The following is a 17,498-nucleotide window of genomic DNA, read 5'->3' as shown; positions in this document are numbered from 1 at the left end:
AGCGTCCTCGCTGTGTTATTTCAAAGGAACCACGTCCCAACCGGGTATCCGGCCGGAGACGGGGTATCAACATATCTGGCGTTGATTTTTGGCACACTGTTGAGTTCTCAAGGAACGGACGCTTCCTTCGTACTCACCCGAGAGACTCTCTCAGGCTTTCCTCCGGGCGCTTCCCTTCGGTGTTTCCGACTCTATCAGATCTTTCCGATCCGATTTCCTCGGTGCTTTCCAGGTCAACGCTTCCGCGCTTTTCCTTTCCGGCGGTTCCGACTTTATCAGAGATTCCGGAGCCGATTGACCGGCATCCCTTTTCTGAATCATCGGTTGCGCTCCTCGGAATCCAAGTTCCGGGAGCAGATAGACACTCGCGGTCGCCTGTGGACAGGTCCACCTCTAGGCAACTGTTCGAATCTACCTCCCCACTCGACCCGTGTCAACGGCTCCCGTGAGGCGAAGAGGAGACTAGCAGGTCAACGCGGGGTGACGCACATCGAGCGAGGCCACTTGGGTGGCGCCGCGTCACGCGGCTGTCGGAACCGTCGCGCTGCGCTCGTCCGCCTCCACGTCGCCGGTTCCGCCGGCGCGCACTGCCCGGCCGCCCAGGACATAGACGTACGTGAGGAACGCCAGCTCAGCGAGGACCCCTATCCCGATGCGTGCCCACGTCGGAAGGCCGGACGGCGTCACGAAGCCCTCGATGGCGCCCGAGACGAACAGCACGAGGGCGAGACCGATCGCCATGCCCAACGCTCCTCTGCCCTCCTCTGCCAGGGCGGTGCGCCGGGTGCGGGGACCCGGGTCGATGACGGTCCACCCGAGTCGCAGCCCTGTGCCGGCAGCCACGAAGACGGCGGTCAGCTCCAGGAGCCCGTGCGGCAGGACGAGACCCAGGAATGTGTCCAGGCGGCCCGCCGAGGACATGAGGCCGATGCCCACGCCCAGGTTCAGCATGTTCTCGAAGAGGACCCAGAGGACCGGCAGGCCCAGGAAGATACCGAGGACCAGGCACAGCGCTGCGGCCTGGGCATTGTTCGTCCAAACCTGAGCGGCGAAGGCGGCAGCCGGATGGCTGGAGTAGTACGTCTCGTATTCACCGCCGGGACGCGTCAGGCTCCGGAGCTGGCTGGGTGCCGCGATCGACGCCTGGACCTCTGGGTGGGTGCCTATCCACCATCCCAGGATCGCTCCCACCGCGATGGAGATCAGGGCGGTGGGAATCCACCAGCGGCGCGAACGGTAGACCGCGGCGGGGAAGCCTTCGGTGAGGAAGCGTGTGACATCGCGCCATGAGGCGCGGCGGGTGCCGGTCACGGCGCTGCGTGCGCGCGCCACGAGCTGGCTGAGCCAGCCCGTGAGCTGTGGGTCCGGCGCGCTCGACCGGATCACGGACAGATGAGTGGCGGCACGCTGATAGAGGGAGACGAGTTCGTCTGCCTCGGCTCCGGTGAGACGGCGCTGTCGGCGCAGCAGAGCTTCGAGACGGTCCCACTCGGGGCGATGAGTGGACACGAACACGTCGAGGTCCATGGGGTGTGCGGCTCCTCGCCTCTCGTCCTGAGTGTCGGCTTGTCGTACTGCGGCGGCGCGTTGTGCCCTCAGCTTGGCAGACTGGCGTACGCAGGGGTGGGCCAGGGGAAGGACGGATGACGTGAGTGAGCTGATAACCGGCGAGGCGGTGGCGCTGGAACTGAGCCCGGCGAAGCTCCCGAGCCGGGTCTTGGCCGTGCTGCTCGACCTGGCCGTGGCCATCACGGCCTACGTCATCGTGACGATCGCCCTGATGGTGTCCACGGCTGAAATGGACGGGGCCGTGCACGTCGCGCTGTCGATCTCCGCCTTCGTCCTTGTGCTGGTGGGCGGGCCGATCGCGGTGGAGTCGCTCAGCCACGGCCGGTCGCTGGGCAAGCTGGCCTGCGGTTTGCGCGTGGTGCGGGACGACGGGGGACCGATCCGGTTCCGGCACGCGCTGGTCCGGGGCTCGGTCGGTGTGATCGAGATTCTGATGACGTTCGGTGTGATCGCGTGCATCGCCTCGCTCGTGTCCGCTCGGGGCCGGCGGCTGGGTGATGTGTTCGCGGGGACGCTGGTCGTACGTGAGCGCGTGCCCGCTGGGCGTACCGGCTTTGTGCCTCCGCCGCCGCCCTGGCTTGCCGGAAAGTTCTCCGGACTGGATCTGTCTGGTGTTCCGGATGGGCTGTGGCTGGCCATCCGGCAGTACCTGACGCGGATGCACCAGCTGGATCCCCAGGTGGGCTGGGCGATGGCGACCCGTCTCTCCTCGGATCTCGCCGCGCGGACGGGGGCCCCGGTGCCGCAGGGGGTTCCGCCGGTCGCCTATCTGGCGGCGGTCGTGCACGAGCGGCAGGCTCGGGAGACGCGGCGGTCGCTCAACAGCCAGGCCGCGAGGGATTCCGGTGGTGTGAGCGCCGCCGCCGCTCCCGTCCGAACGGCCTGGGAGAACCCCGGCTGGGCTCCGGCCCCGCATGCCGGGGCGCCCTCGCCCGTGCCGCCGCATGCTCCTGCGGGGGTTCAGGCGCCCGTGCCCGTCACTCCGCCGGAGCGGGAGCCCGAGAGTCCGTCGGCCGAGCCGTCGGGCCGGGCCGCGACCGGGTTCGCACCGCCCGCGTAGTCAGCGCGATCTCGCTGCCCCCGTCAGGTGAACACTGACGGGGGTGTCTCGAGGTGCTCCAGCTCGATGCCGGGCGCGGCGAGCACCACGTCGCCGGAGATGTGCACCGTGTGCTGTTCCCCCGTGTCCAGGGCTGTGACCTGGTAGGTCTCCACGATCAGGGGGGCGTTGTCAGTGGCGTGTGCTTCTCTGACCATCAGAGCCCAGGACTGGTCCACGGTGCGGGGGGCGAGGACCGGTTCCGTGAAGGCGACGAGGCGTACGCGGGTCGCGGAGGAAGAGGGGGTGAGGCGGAGCAGACGAGCGGTGGCGATCAGGAAGGCGGGAGACGTGCCGGTGAAGGCGTGAGCGCGGACATTGCCTTCGGTGGCATGGGTGCCGGAGGGATCGGTGCGGACCCAGGTGACACCGTCGAGAGCGGCGCCCCGTACCTGCCAGCTCGCGGAGTGAAGTTCGAGGCGGATGGGGCGGCCCAGTTCGTCGAGGGCGAGGTCGACGGAGCCGGCGTGGTCGCCGGAGGGGGTGGTGAGTTGAGAGACGTAGCGCCAGCCGGAGGGGCCGGGCGCGCACTGGAAGTGCTCTTCTGCGAGGAGGGTGTGGTCGTGCGGGTCGTGAAGCGAATATCGGCCGCGGGGCATGGGGGTCCTGGGTGGTAACGGGTTTGGTCGGGCCAGTCTGACTGGTCCGGTCAAGGGGACAGGCCCCCGGCACGGGGGTGCGGGGGCCTGTCTCGGTACCTGCTACCTGACCGGTACCTGCTACCTGATCAGTAGCGGTAGTGGTCCGACTTGTACGGGCCCTCGACGTCGACGCCGATGTACGCGGCCTGCTCGGGGCGGAGCTGGGTGAGCTTCACGCCGAGTGCGTCCAGGTGGAGGCGGGCGACCTTCTCGTCCAGGTGCTTGGGCAGCGTGTACACACCGGTCGGGTAGGCGTCGGGCTTGGTGAACAGCTCGATCTGGGCCAGCGTCTGGTCCGCGAACGAGTTGGACATCACGAACGACGGGTGACCGGTGGCGTTGCCCAGGTTCAGCAGACGGCCCTCGGAGAGGATGATGATCTTCTTGCCGTCGGGGAAGGTCCAGGTGTGGACCTGCGGCTTGACCTCGTCCTTGACGATGCCCGGGACCTTGGCGAGGCCGGCCATGTCGATCTCGTTGTCGAAGTGGCCGATATTGCCGACGATCGCCTGGTGCTTCATCTTGGCCATGTCCGAGGCCATGATGATGTCCTTGTTGCCCGTCGTGGTGATGAAGATGTCGGCCTTGTCGACGACCTCGTCGAGGGTCGAGACCTGGTAGCCGTCCATCGCCGCCTGCAGAGCGCAGATCGGGTCGATCTCAGTGACGATCACTCGGGCACCCTGCCCGCGCAGGGACTCCGCGCAGCCCTTGCCCACGTCGCCGTAGCCGCAGACGACGGCGGTCTTGCCGCCGATCAGCACGTCGGTGGCGCGGTTGATGCCGTCGATCAGCGAGTGGCGGCAGCCGTACTTGTTGTCGAACTTCGACTTGGTGACCGCGTCGTTGACGTTGATCGCCGGGAACAGGAGGACGCCGTCGCGCTGCATCTCGTACAGGCGGTGGACGCCGGTCGTGGTCTCCTCGGTGACGCCGCGGATCTCCGACGCCAGCTGCGTCCACTTCTGGGGGTTCTCGCCCAGGGTGCGGTGCAGCAGCTGGAGGATGACGCGGTGCTCGTCGGACTCGGCGGTGTCGACCGAGGGGACCTTGCCGTCCTTCTCGTACTCGACGCCCTTGTGGACGAGGAGGGTGGCGTCACCGCCGTCGTCCAGGATCATGTTCGGGCCGCCGGTGGGGGTGTCCGGCCAGGTCAGCGCCTGCTCCGTGCACCACCAGTACTCCTCCAGGGTCTCGCCCTTCCAGGCGAAGACCGGGATGCCCTGAGGGTTCTCAGGGGTGCCGTTCGGGCCGACCGCGATGGCGGCTGCGGCGTGGTCCTGGGTGGAGAAGATGTTGCAGGACGCCCAGCGGACCTGCGCGCCCAGGGCGACCAGCGTCTCGATGAGGACGGCGGTCTGTACGGTCATGTGCAGGGAGCCGGTGACGCGGGCGCCGGCCAGCGGCTGCGTCTCGGCGTGCTCCTTGCGGATCGCCATGAGACCGGGCATCTCGTGCTCGGCGAGGGTGATCTCCTTGCGGCCGAACTCGGCCAGGGAGAGGTCGGCGACCTTGAAGTCCTGTCGGTTGTCGACAGTCGTCATTGCGAGCTGCTCCTCGGGGGTTGGGTCGAGGTGGGTACGGCTGGTCTGCGCGGCGGCGGGCACAAGGGTGCCCGAAGGAGGGCACAAGCATGCCCACGTGCGCGCAGCGCAGTCCGTCGGAGGCCCTCTCTCCCTCGGCCGGTCCTCGCTGGGACCGCCCGACCGCCATCAGCAGCGACGTCTGGCTCGCCTCCAAGCTACACCGGGGGGCGGGGCGGACCCCAGTCCGCCTCCGGGGTCGTCTGAATTTGCGCAGTTCCTCGCGGCTCTGGTGGGGACGTGCTGGTGCGTTGCCGGCTGCGCGCGCGTTGTGGGTTTTTGCGCAGTTCCCCGCACCCCCAGCGCGCACACCCTGGTGCATCGTCGGCTGCCGGTGCGTCGTGGAAATTTGCGCGGTTCCCTGCACCCCCTGGCCCGCACAGCCTGGTTAGTTGTCGGCCGTGCGGGATTGGGCGGTTTTGCGTAGTTCCTCGCGGGCCTGAGTGGGTCAGTGAGTGGGGGTCGGGGACGGGCCGCCCGGGGTTGCTTCGGGGTCGGGGCCCTTGGCTGCCTCGGCCTCGCTGTAGATGTCCGGTTCCAGATAGATGACGCGGGCGATCGGGACGGCGGCGCGGACCCGGGCCTCGGCGGCGTTGATGGCGGTGGCGACCTCCGCGGCCGTGTCGTCGTGCCTGACGGCGATCTTGGCGGCGATCAGCAGTTCCTCGGGGCCGAGGTGGAGCGTGCGCATGTGGATGATGCTCGGGACCGTGTCGCCGTCGACCATCGCGGCCTCGATCTCCCTGATCACGTCGATGCCCGCGGCCTCGCCGAGGAGCAGGGACTTCGTCTCGGCAGCGAGGACGAGGGCGATCAGCACCAGGAGCACACCGATGCAGACGGTGCCGATGCCGTCCCAGACGCCGTCACCGGTGATGAGTGAGAGGCCGACGCCACCGAGGGCGAGGACCAGGCCGATGAGCGCGCCGAAGTCCTCCAGGAGGACCACCGGCAGCTCGGGCGCCTTGGCGCGGCGGATGAACTGCGCCCAGGAGAGCTTGCCGCGCAGCTCGTTGGACTCCTTGATGGCGGTGCGGAAGGAGAAGCCCTCGGCGATGACCGCGAAGACGAGCACGCCGACGGGCCAGTACCAGTTGTCCAGCGCGTGCGGGTGCTCGATCTTCTCGACGCCCTCGTAGATGGCGAACATGCCGCCGACCGAGAAGAGGACGATCGAGACGAGGAAGGCGTAGATGAAGCGTTCACGGCCGTAGCCGAAGGGGTGCTGGGGGGTCGCCTCGCGCTGTGAGCGCTTGCCGCCGATCAGCAGCAGGAACTGGTTGCCGGAGTCGGCGAGCGAGTGGACACCCTCGGCCAGCATCGAGGAGGAGCCGCTGAAGGCGAACGCCACGAACTTCGATACCGCGATCGCGAGGTTGGCGCCGAGTGCCGCCACGATCGCCCTGGTGCCGCCTGACGCGCTCATGTGTTCGCGTTGTCCCTTCGTAGCCGTTCCGCCCCGGGCATTCGCACGTCGCGCACGTCGTCCGGGGCTTTGCCCGTGCTTTGCCGGTGGGACATTGTTGCAGCCGGGTCCGACGGCACTGCGCCGGACCGGCTCGACGGCAGCCCAGGGCTCGGGATCAGGCGGCGACCGTGGCCCGGAAGACCGTACCGTCCCCGGACACTTCGGTCTTTTCGCCCGCCGGTACGAAGACCGACTCACCGGGGGCGAGCACCTGGTCGCCCGCGCGGACGGTGCCCGCGGTGCACAGCAGGATCTGCGGGGTGGAGCGCGTGAGGTCGTGCGAGGCGCCGCTCTCGGCGAGCACGTAGCGGGAGAGGCGGAACTCGTCGATGGGGGTCTCGTAGAGCTCCTCGCCGTCGGGCGACGCCTCCGGGCGCAGCACACCGGGGTCGCTCGCTTCGAAGCGGACGATCCGCAGCAGCTCGGGGACGTCGACGTGCTTGGGGGTGAGCCCGCAGCGCAGGACGTTGTCCGAGTTGGCCATGATCTCGACGCCCAGACCGCCCAGGTAGGCGTGCGGGACGCCGGCGCTCAGGAAGAGGGCCTCGCCGGGCTGCAGCTGCACGTAGTTGAGCAGCATGGCGGCGATCACGCCGGGGTCGCCGGGGTAGTGGTGGGCGATGTCGGCGTAGGGGGCGTAGGCGCCGCCGAGGCGGGCGCAGGCTGCCGCGGCCTCGGTGACCGTGTGGGCCATCTCCTCGGCGTCGGCGCTCAGGACGGCCGTGAGGACCTCGCGCAGGGCGGCTTCCTCGGGGTGGGCGTGCAGCAGGTCGACGTACGGCTTCAGCGAGTCGACCTCGAGGCCCGCGAGCAGTTCTGCGGCGGCGTCGGGCGCGCGGAATCCGCACAGGCCGTCGAACTCGGTGAGGGCGCAGATCAGCTCGGGCTTGTGGTTGGCGTCCTTGTAGTTGCGGTGCGGCGCCTCGACCGGGATGCCGCGGCGTTCCTCGTCGGCGTAGCCCTCCTTCGCCTGCTCCAGGTCCGGGTGTACCTGAAGGGAGAGAGGGGCGCCGGCGGCGAGGATCTTCAGCAGGAAGGGCAGCCGGGGTCCGAACCTGGTCATCGTGCCGCTGCCCAGTTCCTCCTCCGGCGCCTTGTCGATCACCTCGTGGAGAGGGCCGCGCCCGGTGCGCGAGGGTGCGCCCGGGTGGGCGCCCATCCACATCTCCGCCTGCGGCTCACCGGTCGGCTCCACGCCGAGGAGCCGGGGGATGGCGGTGGTCGAGCCCCAGGCGTAGGGGCGGATGGTGTTGTCGAGGCGATCCATGGGTGTCTTTTCTCCGTACGTACGCTGCGCTGCGGGCGCTCTTCACAGGGCGCGAGCCAAGATCAGGCCCCCGAAGCGAGCGCCACGTAAACAGCGGCGAAATCCGTGATGGCGATCAGTTCCGCGAGGGTTTCCAGATCGTCGCCGTCCTCCGGTTCGAGTTCGCTGATCGCCGTGTCGTGGCCGAGGGCCAGTTCCCGGGCGGCGGGTGCCGCGCTCAGGCCGCCGATCGGACGGTCGCGCAGGAGCACCACGCGCGCGTGCAGGGCCTGCGCCTCCTCGACCCGGTCCCGGAAGAAGTCGTCGGGGTCGGCGCCGGCGGCGAAGGCTCCGGAGAGCAGGATGTGGTGCGAGGCGAGCGCCTCGGGCAGCTGTGCGGTGAGCGCCGGGCGGCCGGCGAGTTCGGCGAGCGCGGCGGCGAACCGCTGGCCCGCCGGTTCCGCCGAGATGCCCTCCGTCCAGATCACGGGGAGGGACTCGGCCAGCTCCGCGGCGAGGGTCTTGGCGGGGTTGCCGTAGGTCGCGATGGCGGGGCCGCAGCGCTCGGCGACGTGGTCGAGGCGGTTCGCGACCTTCCCCAGGATGTCGGGCGGCGCGGAGAGCAGTCCGGTGCGGTCCAGGAGTACGAGCAGGGGGGTGAGCAGGGCCCACAGGACGCCGGGCGCGGACGCCGTGAGGGGTTCGTCCTGTTCGTAGGGGGCGGTCGCCATCGGCACGAACAGACCGTGGGCGCCGAGCACCGCGTCCGTGATCGGCGAGCGGGCCGGTGCCACGGCGACGACCGTGCAGCCGCGGCGGTATGCCTGCTCGACCAGGATCGACAGGCCCGGTTCGGTGCCGTCCGGCGTCGCGATCAGCAGAAGGTCGACGGGGCCGGCCCAGCCGGGCAGGTCCCAGCGCAGGGCTCCGGGGGCCGGGGCGACACCGGTGGGGTGGATACGGGTGACCGGGCATGCGGCACCGGCGAGGGTGCCGATCAGCTCGGCCACGCCCACCGAGGCGGTGCCGGGGCCCGCGATGAGGACGCCGCGGGGGCGTCCGTCGGGCTTCAGTTCGTTGACCCCCGCCTCGGCGGCGTGCCGCACGGCGGAGCGCACCCGGGCGCCGGCCTCGGCGGCACCGCGCAGCAGCGCGCGCCGATCGGCGCGCGCGAGCGCCTCGGGGTCGTCAAGCAGCGATTCGTCGAGCATGGGCGGCAAGCCTCCGATCGCCGGGTCAGGTCCGTCAGGCGGGGCGGCGGGCCTCATCGACCAGCAGAACCGGGATGCCGTCCCGGACCGGGTAGGCGAGCCGGCAGTTCTGCCCCGTGCAGACCAGTTCGCTCTCCTCCTCCTTGAGCGGGGCGTGGCACGCCGGGCAGGCGAGGATCTCCAGGAGGCCGGCTTCGAGCGGCATGAAAGGTCCCTTCGGGGCGGATGGCGCTTGGCCTGGTCAGAGTACCGCTGCGGGGCGCGGCATGCGGGGGTTGGGCGATCCGGACACGTCTGTCCCGGCACCGGGGGGTGCCCCTCACCCGGGAAGCGGGCAGGGCGCGTTCCTCCTCGCGGGGTACCCGCGGAACCCTCCCCCATGACGGAACCGGCCCAGTGACATGACCCGCCCCTCCGGATGGCGGAGAGGCGGGCCCGTGCGGGGTGGGCGTCAGCCGCGGATGATCTCCAGAGCCTCGTCCCTGATCTTGGCCATGGTCGCCTCGTCCCTCGCCTCCGCGTTCAGACGGAGCAGCGGTTCCGTGTTGGAGGGGCGGACGTTGAACCACCAGTCGGCGGACGAGACGGTCAGTCCGTCCAGGCCGTCCAGCTCGACGCCCTCACGGCCCTCGTAGGCCTCCTTGATCGCGGCGAGGCGGCCCTGCTGGTCGTCGACCGTGGAGTTGATCTCGCCGGAGCCCACATAGCGGTCGTACTCGGCGACCAGCTGCGACAGCGGCTGGTCCTGGCCGCCCAGGGCCGCCAGCACATGGAGGGCGGCGAGCATGCCCGTGTCGGCGTTCCAGAAGTCCTTGAAGTAGTAGTGCGCCGAGTGCTCGCCGCCGAAGATCGCGCCGGAGCTCGCCATCTCGGCCTTGATGAAGGAGTGCCCCACCCGGGTGCGAACCGGCGTGCCGCCGTGCTCCCGTACGACCTCGGGTACCGACCACGACGTGATCAGGTTGTGGATGATCGTGCCTTCGCCGCCGTGCTTGGCGAGCTCACGTGCGGCCACCAGGGCGGTGATCGCGGACGGCGAGACCGGGTCGCCCTGCTCGTCCACGACGAAGCAGCGGTCCGCGTCGCCGTCGAAGGCGATACCGAGGTCGGCGTGCTCCTCACGCACCCGCTTCTGCAGGTCGACGAGGTTCTTCGGGTCGAGCGGGTTGGCCTCGTGGTTGGGGAACGTGCCGTCCAGTTCGAAGTACATCGGCACCAGGTCGAGGGGCAGTCCCGCGAACACGGTCGGCACGGTGTGCCCGCCCATCCCGTTGCCCGCGTCGACGACGACCTTCAGGGGGCGGATGGAGGTGAGGTCCACAAGTGAGCGCAGGTACGCCGCGTAGTCCTTCAGCGTGTCGCGCTGGGTGACCTCTCCCGGCGTCGTCCCCTCAGACCCCGGCGCGCCCGAGTCCAGCCAGCCCTCGACCAGTTCGCGGATCTCGGTGAGCCCCGTGTCCTGGCCGATCGGAGCGGCGCCCGCGCGGCACATCTTGATGCCGTTGTACTGCGCCGGGTTGTGCGAGGCGGTGAACATGGCGCCCGGCAGGCCGAGCGCGCCCGACGCGTAGTAGAGCTGGTCCGTCGAACACAGGCCGATCTCCGTGACGTTCACACCGCGCGCGGACGCGCCGCGCGCGAAGGCGCGCGCCAGTCCCGGGGACGAAGGCCGCATGTCGTGGCCGATCACGATCGCGTCCGCGCCGGTCACTTGCGCGAAGGCCGCGCCGAAAAGCTCGGCGAACGACTCGTCCCACTGGTCCGGGACCACTCCGCGTACGTCGTACGCCTTCACGAGCTGCGACAGATCAGCAGACACGGTCAATCCTCCTGAAAAACCTCAACGACGGAGCCAAACTACCTGGTGGAACTGGCACTCGACTGTGCCTGCGCTGTCCTGGGCGGACAGTTCCCACGGAGTTCATACCGTGGCTGACTGGAGCCACGGAACAGCGGAAAGCGGAAGATACCGGACGTCCGGGCCGCGTGGGCACGCTCGCCGGGACGGCCAACTGCGCTGTGACAGAGGCGGTTTCGAGCCATCTTGCGCACCGCCCGGGAGTCGGCGCCGAGATGCCGGTCCGACCCACAGGCAGTTGACCGGGAGGGCCCGCGCCGAGTTGACCTGAAGGCCGCGCTCAGTTGTCCGGCGAGCGCAGCACCCGCAGATGGCCGCGGCGTGCGACTTCCATCGGGTCCGCCGGACGCCCGCCGGCCGCCTCCGCCGCGCGCTGCTGCGGACGGGCCGCCTCACGCACCGCGTTGGCCAGGGCCTCGAGATCGTCACCGCTCGGGCGCGCCGGTGCCGATCCGTCCAGGAGCCGGACGACCTCCCAGCCGCGCGGCGCGGTCAGGCGCTCGGAGTGCTCGGCGCACAGGTCGTAGCAGTGGGGTTCGGCATACGTGGCGAGCGGGCCGAGGACCGCGGTCGAGTCGGCGTAGACGTACGTCAGCGTCGCGACGGCGGGTCGGCCGCAAGCGGTGCGCGAACAGCGACGTACAGGGCTCACGACGTTGGACGGTACCGCACTCTTGAGCGGGCCGCGACGACTCTCCCCCAGGTCACTCCACCGTGTCGTGCCGCGAAACGCCCCACACGCCCATCTTGCCCCACCCTGCTGACCTGCGTGAACACCTCACCCGGCGATCCCGGGCGTCTCTGAAACCGGTCACCACTTGACATAAACACCACCAATCGCCATGAGGCGGGCGGTCTCCGAGAGGTATGGAATCGAGCTCAACTTGGCTGGAATGGTCATCATGCGACATGCCGTGCGGTGTCGGCGCGCCGTCGCGGGCTCCGCCCCCCTACGCCGTCGTACGCCGCCCGACGTGGCCGGACACCACGGCGCCGAGGCGACTTCGGCCGGAGGGGGCCGGGCGCGCGGCCCCCTCGGGGACTACGCTTCGTCAGTGATGGACAGCCCCGTACCGCCCCGCACCGCCGCCCCCGGCCCCCGCCGCCGTGACCGCCATGGCAGAGGCATGCGTGGACCCGTCGCGCCGCCCCAGGTGCCGCTCTCCGCGAGCCGCGCCGAGGTGTTCGCCGACCTGGTGCAGGACTCGGTGGAGCGCCTCGAGCGACACTGGCCGCAGCTCGCCGACATCGACTTCCTGGTCCTGGAGGTCCCGCGCCTCGACGGGCCCGGCGACGGCTGGAGCGACGAGGCGGTGCCCCTGGGGGGCACGATCGAGGCCCACGACGGCCGCCGGGCGCGTGTGGTGGTCTACCGGCGTCCGGTCGAGATCCGCACGAAGGGCCGTGACGAGCGCGCCGCCCTGGTCCATGAGGTCGTCGTGGAACAGGTGGCGGAACTGCTCGGTCTGACCCCGGAGACGGTGGACCCGCGCTACGGCGAGGACTGACCGGGCATCCGGCTGCCCGGCCGCGGCCGTCACTTCTTCAGCAGCACCGACAGGTCCTGGCCCGCCTGCGGCACCGCGACCGTCCCCCGGTCGTCCGGGAGGGTCTGCACGGTGAACCCCGGTACGCCGCCGACATCCGCCCGCAGCGTGCGGGCGGCGTAGACGGGCCCTCCGGAGACCGGCTCGACGGTGAGCGCGTACGTGCCCTTCAGGCCGCTGGGCACGGGCAGGTCCACCTCCTGCGTCGTACCGCCCTTGACCGTGTACTGCTTCGTCACCGCGGTGCCGCCCTCGCTGCCCGCGGACGCGGTGACCTTCACCGTGGCCGTGCCGAACGGGGCGGTGAGCGCCAGCGTCGTGCCCTTGGCGCTGTTGTCGGCGGCGGATGCTCGGGTGCCGACCGGCGCGGTGGCCGGGATGAACGCCGTCTCCTGCTTGTCGCCCTTGCCGCGCAGCACACGCAGGGCAGCGACCACGGGGACATGGCTGTCACCGGGCAACAGCACCAGGGAGCCCGCCTCGCCGCGCGTGACGTTGCCGAGGTCGACGGCGGCGGTCATGCCCGCCTTCACGTGCAGCGTGTCGTTCCCGGCCGGCGTGATCTGGCCGGAGGGGGAGGCCAGGCGCACCTTGAGGTCGGCGTCGGAGTCCCCGGGCGCGAAGGCGATCAGACGGACGTCCGTGGCGTCCTTGGGGATGCCGGGCAGCACCAGGGAGTCCCCGGGGTCCGTGGAGGCGCCGAGCCAGTCGCCGCCCAGCTTCTGGTCGAGGGCCTGCACGGCGGCGGCCACCCGGCCGCTGCGCACGCTGACGTGGACCGTGAGGTCGTCCTGCTGCGTGTTAGCGAGGGTGGACAGCAGGACGGGCTCGCTGGAGTGCGGCTGGACGGTGATGCCCTCGCCGACCGTCGACTTGAGGTCACCGTCCTTGCCGTACAGCTCGATGTCGACCACCGCGGCGGAGTCGTCGGGGTTGGTCAGATGCACATAGTCGCTGCGGGAGCCGGCGGTGCTGGCGCCCGGGAACCAGAAGTCGGTGTCCGCGGCCGTGCAGTCGGTTCCGAGCAGGCCGCGTCCGGCGCCCGCGCTGACCTGAGTCGTCTCCTGGACCGTCCAGCCTGGCGCGAACCTGCCCGTGGCCGTACCGAGCAGCGCGGGCGTGTCCGCGCCCGAGCCGTCGCCGGTGGCCGGGGTGCCGGGCTGCTTGAGGGTGACGGTCGGGGCGTCGGCCTGCTTCTTGGCCGTACCCGCCTTGTCCGTCCCGCCGGTCTTGCCTGTCTTCCCCGTCTTCCCCGTCGAGCCGCTCTTGCCGTCGGTCGTGCCGGTCTGGCCAGTCTGGCCGGTCTGGGAGGAGTCCGAGCCGTCCGCCGACTGCGCGCTCGCCGCGGTCAGTTCGGCCTTGCCGCTGCCGGACGTGCCCTGCGAGACGGGGGTGAACGATGTGTAGGACGTCTCGGCGAGGTCGGAGGTGCTCGGCTCCGGGCACAGCAGCCTGCTCTGCTCCACGGGCAGCCGGGCAGCCGCCTTGGCGGTGCCGTCGCCGGACGCGGACGGCGCGGTGAGCGCCGCGAGTCCGGTGATGGCGGCGACCGCGGTCGTGCCGGCGATCAGGGACAGGGTCGTGCGATTCACTGCTGGCTCCCGTCGGGGCGCTCGCTGTCGGTGCCGTGCGCGGGGTCGTACGGCGTGGCGTAGCCCTGCTGGTACGTCGGGTCGTACGACGCCGTGGCCCCATAGGCGTACGGGTCGTACTGGGCGCCCTGATAGGGGTCTGCCGGGTACGGCTGCTGCTCATAGGTGCCCGGCTCGTACTGGTGCTGCACACCTGGATACTGCTCGCCCGGGTACTGCTCGCCCGGGTACTGCTCGCCCGGATGCTGCTCGTTCGGGTACTGCTCGCCGGCGAAGGCGTTCCACTCGTCGCCCGCGTAGCCCGCCTGCTCCCACTCACCGGGGGCCGGCTGCTGGGGTACGTCCGCCGGCACCTCCTCGGGGAGCGGCTGCGGGACGTCGGCGTCCTGCCCGGCCTCCTCGGTCTCGGCCTGGGCGCGCAGACGGCGGGCGCGGCGGCCCTCGCCGCTGGTGTCCTGGACGGGCACGATCCGCTCCTCGGGAAGGTCGTCGTCCACGTCCCGGCGGCGGCCGGGCAGGGCGAGGACCACGAGGACCACGGCGAGGGCGCCCTGCGCCCACAGCCAGGCGGTGTGCGCGATCGGCGTGTCGTAGGTGACGTCCAAGGTGCCCGCGTCGGCGGGCAGTTGGAATCCCTGGGCCCAGCCGTCGACCGTGGTGCGGGTGAGGACCCTGCCGTTCAGGGTGGCGGTCCAGCCCGGGTCGGCGGTGTCGGCGATGCGCAGCACGCGTCCCGCGGCGCCGGACGGGATCTTCGTGTGGATCTCCACGGGTCCGGCCGGGATGGACTGCGGTGCGGTGGAGCCGCCGACGATCGCGGCCCGGGAGACCTGCCGGTCCAAGCGCCACAGGGCACTGCCGTCCTGCTGGCTGAGCCGGGACAGGCCGGGCGTGGCGTCCAGGACACGGCTGACCTCGTGCGGCGCGCCCCGGCGGACGAGGACATAGCGCACGGCGAAGCCGCCGAGTTCGTCGGCCTGGTCGGCACCCGAGCCCGCCACGAGGTTGGCGACGACCTTGTCGAGCTGCTTGTTCCCGCCGTCGCGCCCGGCGAGCTCACCGTCGCCGAGGCGGGCGCCGGAGCCGCGGACCAGGGTGTAGCCCACGCGCGCGGTGGACTCGCCGTCCAGGACGAGGGTGCGGGCCTGGTCGCTGGTGCCTGCCTCCTCGGCGACGAACGCGGGCACCTGGACGGGGTCCCGGCGCTCCAGGGGGCCGTCGGCGCCCCGGATCATCCATCCCGCGGCGATCAGCAGCGGGCCGGCCGCGCAGGCGAAGGCGATGAGGGCGGCGACCGGCTGGCGCCAGCCGAAGCTCTGCTCGGCCACGCGTGTGCGTGCTCCCTCCGCGCCGATGGCGGCGGCCGAAAGGAGCGCGAGGCCGTAGACGAGGGTCGCGGGTCCGGCCCAGGCGGAGCGGTTGGACAGGACCGCGAAGACGAGCGCCACCAGGGCGACCGACCATGCCGTCCAGACGCCCGCCTGGCGCCCGGAGCGCAGCAGGGCGGCCAGCGCGGCCAGGACGATGCCGATGAGCATCAGTCCGCTGACCGTGCCGGGACCGCCCGGGCTCGCGCCGAGAAGGTCGGAAGCGGAGGCCGCGCTCTTGCCGAAGGTGAGACCGGCCTCCTTGAAGAAGCCGAAGGGCAGCAGCGACACCGACCAGGGGGCGAGCACCAGGAGCGGGGTGCCCAGCTGGGCGAGCAGGCGGGCGAGGTGGGCGACGAAATCGTTCCTGCGCACCACCAGCAGCGCGAGGCCGAGAACCAGGGCGATCGGCCACACGATGGGCGTGAACGCGGTGGTGATCGTCAGCAGCAGGGCGTACGCCCAGGTGGCGCGCCAGCTGCCGCGGGTTCCGGACGCGCGGGTGAGTCCGCTCGCCGCGATGCCCGCGCGCGCGATGAGCGGGAGCAGGACCGCGAGGACGGCGGTGCCGATGTGGCCGCCCGCAAGAGCTCCGGTGGCGGCGGGAAGGAAGGCGTACGCGACCGAGGCCCAGGCGCGCAGCAGCCGCGACTCGACGAGCGGACGCGAGGCGAAGTACGCGGTGAAGCCGGCCAGCGGAACCGAGCCGACGAGCAGCACCGTGACCGCGAGGCCGGTGGAGCCGAACAGGATGCTGGCGAGCAGGCCGACGACGGCGACGTAGGGCGGCCCGGACTGTGTGCCGCCCGCGCCCACCGGGTGCCAGGCGTCGAGGTAGCGCGCCCACAGGTCGGAGGTGCCGGCGGGCGCGGGCAGCAGCGCGCCGCCCGCGAGCGCGCCGCCGCCGAGCAGCGCACGGCAGGCGACGAGCGAGAAGAACAGGAGGACGAGGAAGAGCACCGGACCGGGCTTGCGGGCGATGCGCTTGAGGCGGGCGAACTGTTCGACTTCGAGGAAGTCGGCGTCGTCGCCACCGGGACCGGACTCGATGCCGCCGCCGTGCCGGCCCGCCGAGGAGACCTCGGGGTCGGAGCGGCCGACGACATTGCTCGCCACCTGTTCGACGGTGGCCCGCACCGTCGCTCCGGGTGGCGGGAAGAGAGGGCGCAGCTCGTCCTTGCCGATCTGCGGGCTGCCGCGCCTGCGCCGGGCGGCGATGATCCGCTCGGGCCGCAGCAGCGTCCCCAGCAGACCGCGGATCTCGTCGACCGCCTGTCCGGGGACCTTTCCGACGAGGTACGCCACGGTGCGCAGCAGGGTGCCGAGCACGAGACGGAGCAGGATCCAGGGCAGCTGTGCCGTACGGGCGTTGGTGAGGAGGGTGTAGACGGCGCCGGCCTTGTCGACCTTGTGCGGGGATGCCGCGGTGCGGCCCACGCAGTCGACGGCGCGGCGCTCGCGGGAGGCGGCCTCGGCGTGCCGTACGACCGCGTCGGGGGCGATGAGGACGCGGTGTCCGGCGGTGTGGGCGCGCCAGCACAGGTCGACGTCGTCGCGCATCAGGGGCAGATGCGGGTCGAAGCCGCCGAGCTCCTCGAAGACGTCGCGGCGTACGAGCATCCCGGCCGTGGACACGGAGAGTACGGACCGGATGCCGTCGTGCTGTCCCTGGTCCTGCTCCCGGCGGTCGAGACCCGTCCAACGGCGGCCGGAGTTGGCGATGGTGACGCCCACTTCCAGCAGCTGGCGGCGGTCGTACCAGCCGCGCAGCTTGGGGCCGACGACCGCCACGTCGTCGCGCCCCAGCTCCGCCTCGTTCTCGACGACCCGCAGCAGCTGGGCAAGGGCGTCGGGTTCGGGCGCGCAGTCGTCGTGCAGCAGCCACAGCCACTGCACCGGCTCGCCGTACGGCAGCTCCGGCATGTCGTACGCGTCGTCGCGCCAGGTCCGGGTGACCGGGTCCCAGCCGCTGGGGCGCTTGAGGTAGGGCAGGTCGTCCGGGGTCAGGACGGGCGCCGTGCGGTTCGCCTCGTCGACGGCCTGGCCGAAGCCGGTGCGGCGGGCAAGGTGGACGACGCGGTCGGCGCCGAGTGACTCGGTGAGCACCTGGGCGGAGTCGTCCGCGCTGCCGGTGTCGGCCGCCACGGCGTTCTGCACGGGGCGTTCCTGGCCGAGCAGCCCGGCGAGCGCGTCGGGCAGCCAGCGGGACCCGTCGTGGGAGACGAGCACCGCGGTGACCACGTGACGCGGGAACTCTGGGGTGGCGGCGTCGTGTTGGGCCGCCGTATGGCTGTGCACGGACATCGAGGTACGGGCC

13 protein-coding genes are annotated in these 17,498 nt (G+C 71.2%); 2 read left to right on the top strand and 11 right to left on the bottom strand.

Going from position 1 to position 17,498, the window contains the following annotated elements; genetic code table 11:
* Positions 1-519 precede the first annotated feature (519 nt).
* On the bottom strand, positions 520-1,527 hold the full coding sequence (locus tag ABZ845_RS08040) for a stage II sporulation protein M (protein ID WP_360974436.1): 1,008 nt from the start codon (positions 1,525-1,527) through the stop codon (positions 520-522).
* A gap of 121 nt (positions 1,528-1,648) precedes the next feature.
* On the opposite strand from ABZ845_RS08040, the gene ABZ845_RS08035 reads away from it, so the two are divergent.
* A complete protein-coding gene (locus ABZ845_RS08035) occupies positions 1,649-2,629 on the top strand; it encodes an RDD family protein (protein ID WP_360974433.1) in 981 nt (326 codons plus the stop codon).
* A gap of 23 nt (positions 2,630-2,652) precedes the next feature.
* Here the strand turns inward: ABZ845_RS08035 and ABZ845_RS08030 are convergent, their stop codons facing one another.
* The 8 genes from ABZ845_RS08030 to ABZ845_RS07995 form a co-directional block, all read right to left on the bottom strand.
* Positions 2,653-3,267: a hypothetical protein gene (locus tag ABZ845_RS08030; protein ID WP_360974430.1), complete on the bottom strand. Its 615-nt coding sequence runs from the start codon at positions 3,265-3,267 to the stop codon at positions 2,653-2,655.
* A 128-nt stretch (positions 3,268-3,395) separates the two neighbouring features.
* A complete protein-coding gene (gene ahcY, locus ABZ845_RS08025) occupies positions 3,396-4,853 on the bottom strand; it encodes an adenosylhomocysteinase (protein WP_360974427.1) in 1,458 nt (485 codons plus the stop codon).
* 487 nt (positions 4,854-5,340) lie between these two features.
* Positions 5,341-6,318 carry a cation diffusion facilitator family transporter gene (locus ABZ845_RS08020; RefSeq protein ID WP_360974424.1) on the bottom strand — a complete coding sequence of 326 codons (978 nt, stop codon included), beginning with the start codon at positions 6,316-6,318 and terminating at the stop codon, positions 5,341-5,343.
* A 157-nt stretch (positions 6,319-6,475) separates the two neighbouring features.
* A complete protein-coding gene (gene manA / locus ABZ845_RS08015; protein ID WP_360974421.1) occupies positions 6,476-7,627 on the bottom strand; it encodes a mannose-6-phosphate isomerase, class I in 1,152 nt (383 codons plus the stop codon).
* Positions 7,628-7,689: 62 nt separating this feature from the next.
* On the bottom strand, positions 7,690-8,817 hold the full coding sequence (locus tag ABZ845_RS08010; protein ID WP_360974418.1) for an SIS domain-containing protein: 1,128 nt from the start codon (positions 8,815-8,817) through the stop codon (positions 7,690-7,692).
* A gap of 34 nt (positions 8,818-8,851) precedes the next feature.
* Positions 8,852-9,022, bottom strand: a complete 171-nt coding sequence (locus ABZ845_RS08005) for a Trm112 family protein (RefSeq protein ID WP_360974415.1) — start codon at positions 9,020-9,022, stop codon at positions 8,852-8,854.
* Between the two features lie 246 nt (positions 9,023-9,268).
* The gene (locus ABZ845_RS08000) at positions 9,269-10,636 is read right to left on the bottom strand and encodes a phosphomannomutase/phosphoglucomutase (RefSeq protein WP_360974412.1); all 1,368 of its coding nucleotides are present in this window, start codon (positions 10,634-10,636) and stop codon (positions 9,269-9,271) included.
* A gap of 319 nt (positions 10,637-10,955) precedes the next feature.
* Entirely contained in the window at positions 10,956-11,378 is a 423-nt protein-coding gene (locus ABZ845_RS07995; protein WP_360974487.1) for a DUF3499 domain-containing protein, read from the bottom strand.
* A gap of 355 nt (positions 11,379-11,733) precedes the next feature.
* Between ABZ845_RS07995 and ABZ845_RS07990 the strand changes: the two genes are divergently transcribed.
* Positions 11,734-12,183 (top strand): metallopeptidase family protein, encoded by a 450-nt coding sequence (locus ABZ845_RS07990; RefSeq protein WP_360974484.1) that lies wholly within the window; start codon positions 11,734-11,736, stop codon positions 12,181-12,183.
* Between the two features lie 29 nt (positions 12,184-12,212).
* Here the strand turns inward: ABZ845_RS07990 and ABZ845_RS07985 are convergent, their stop codons facing one another.
* The gene (locus ABZ845_RS07985) at positions 12,213-13,814 is read right to left on the bottom strand and encodes a DUF5719 family protein (RefSeq protein ID WP_360974408.1); all 1,602 of its coding nucleotides are present in this window, start codon (positions 13,812-13,814) and stop codon (positions 12,213-12,215) included.
* A complete protein-coding gene (locus ABZ845_RS07980; protein ID WP_360974404.1) occupies positions 13,811-17,485 on the bottom strand; it encodes a glycosyltransferase in 3,675 nt (1,224 codons plus the stop codon). The genes ABZ845_RS07985 and ABZ845_RS07980 overlap by 4 nt, the downstream gene beginning before the upstream one ends.
* Positions 17,486-17,498: the final 13 nt, after the last annotated feature.

It is taken from the genome of Streptomyces sp. NPDC047022, assembly GCF_040644155.1.
GTDB lineage: Bacteria > Actinomycetota > Actinomycetes > Streptomycetales > Streptomycetaceae > Streptomyces.
Note: the sequence above shows the minus strand (reverse complement) of the source record. Positions and strands in the feature narration are given on the sequence as shown.

What these genes read in the sequence shown, in the direction of transcription:
- ABZ845_RS08040 (WP_360974436.1), bottom strand. Translation starts at nt 1,527, where the DNA reads ATGGACCTCGACGTGTTCGTGTCCACTCATCGCCCCGAGTGGGACCGT.
- ahcY (WP_360974427.1), bottom strand. Translation starts at nt 4,853, where the DNA reads ATGACGACTGTCGACAACCGACAGGACTTCAAGGTCGCCGACCTCTCC.
- ABZ845_RS08010 (WP_360974418.1), bottom strand. Translation starts at nt 8,817, where the DNA reads ATGCTCGACGAATCGCTGCTTGACGACCCCGAGGCGCTCGCGCGCGCC.
- ABZ845_RS08005 (WP_360974415.1), bottom strand. Translation starts at nt 9,022, where the DNA reads ATGCCGCTCGAAGCCGGCCTCCTGGAGATCCTCGCCTGCCCGGCGTGC.
- ABZ845_RS08030 (WP_360974430.1), bottom strand. Translation starts at nt 3,267, where the DNA reads ATGCCCCGCGGCCGATATTCGCTTCACGACCCGCACGACCACACCCTC.
- ABZ845_RS07990 (WP_360974484.1), top strand. Translation starts at nt 11,734, where the DNA reads ATGGACAGCCCCGTACCGCCCCGCACCGCCGCCCCCGGCCCCCGCCGC.
- manA (WP_360974421.1), bottom strand. Translation starts at nt 7,627, where the DNA reads ATGGATCGCCTCGACAACACCATCCGCCCCTACGCCTGGGGCTCGACC.
- ABZ845_RS08020 (WP_360974424.1), bottom strand. Translation starts at nt 6,318, where the DNA reads ATGAGCGCGTCAGGCGGCACCAGGGCGATCGTGGCGGCACTCGGCGCC.
- ABZ845_RS07980 (WP_360974404.1), bottom strand. Translation starts at nt 17,485, where the DNA reads ATGTCCGTGCACAGCCATACGGCGGCCCAACACGACGCCGCCACCCCA.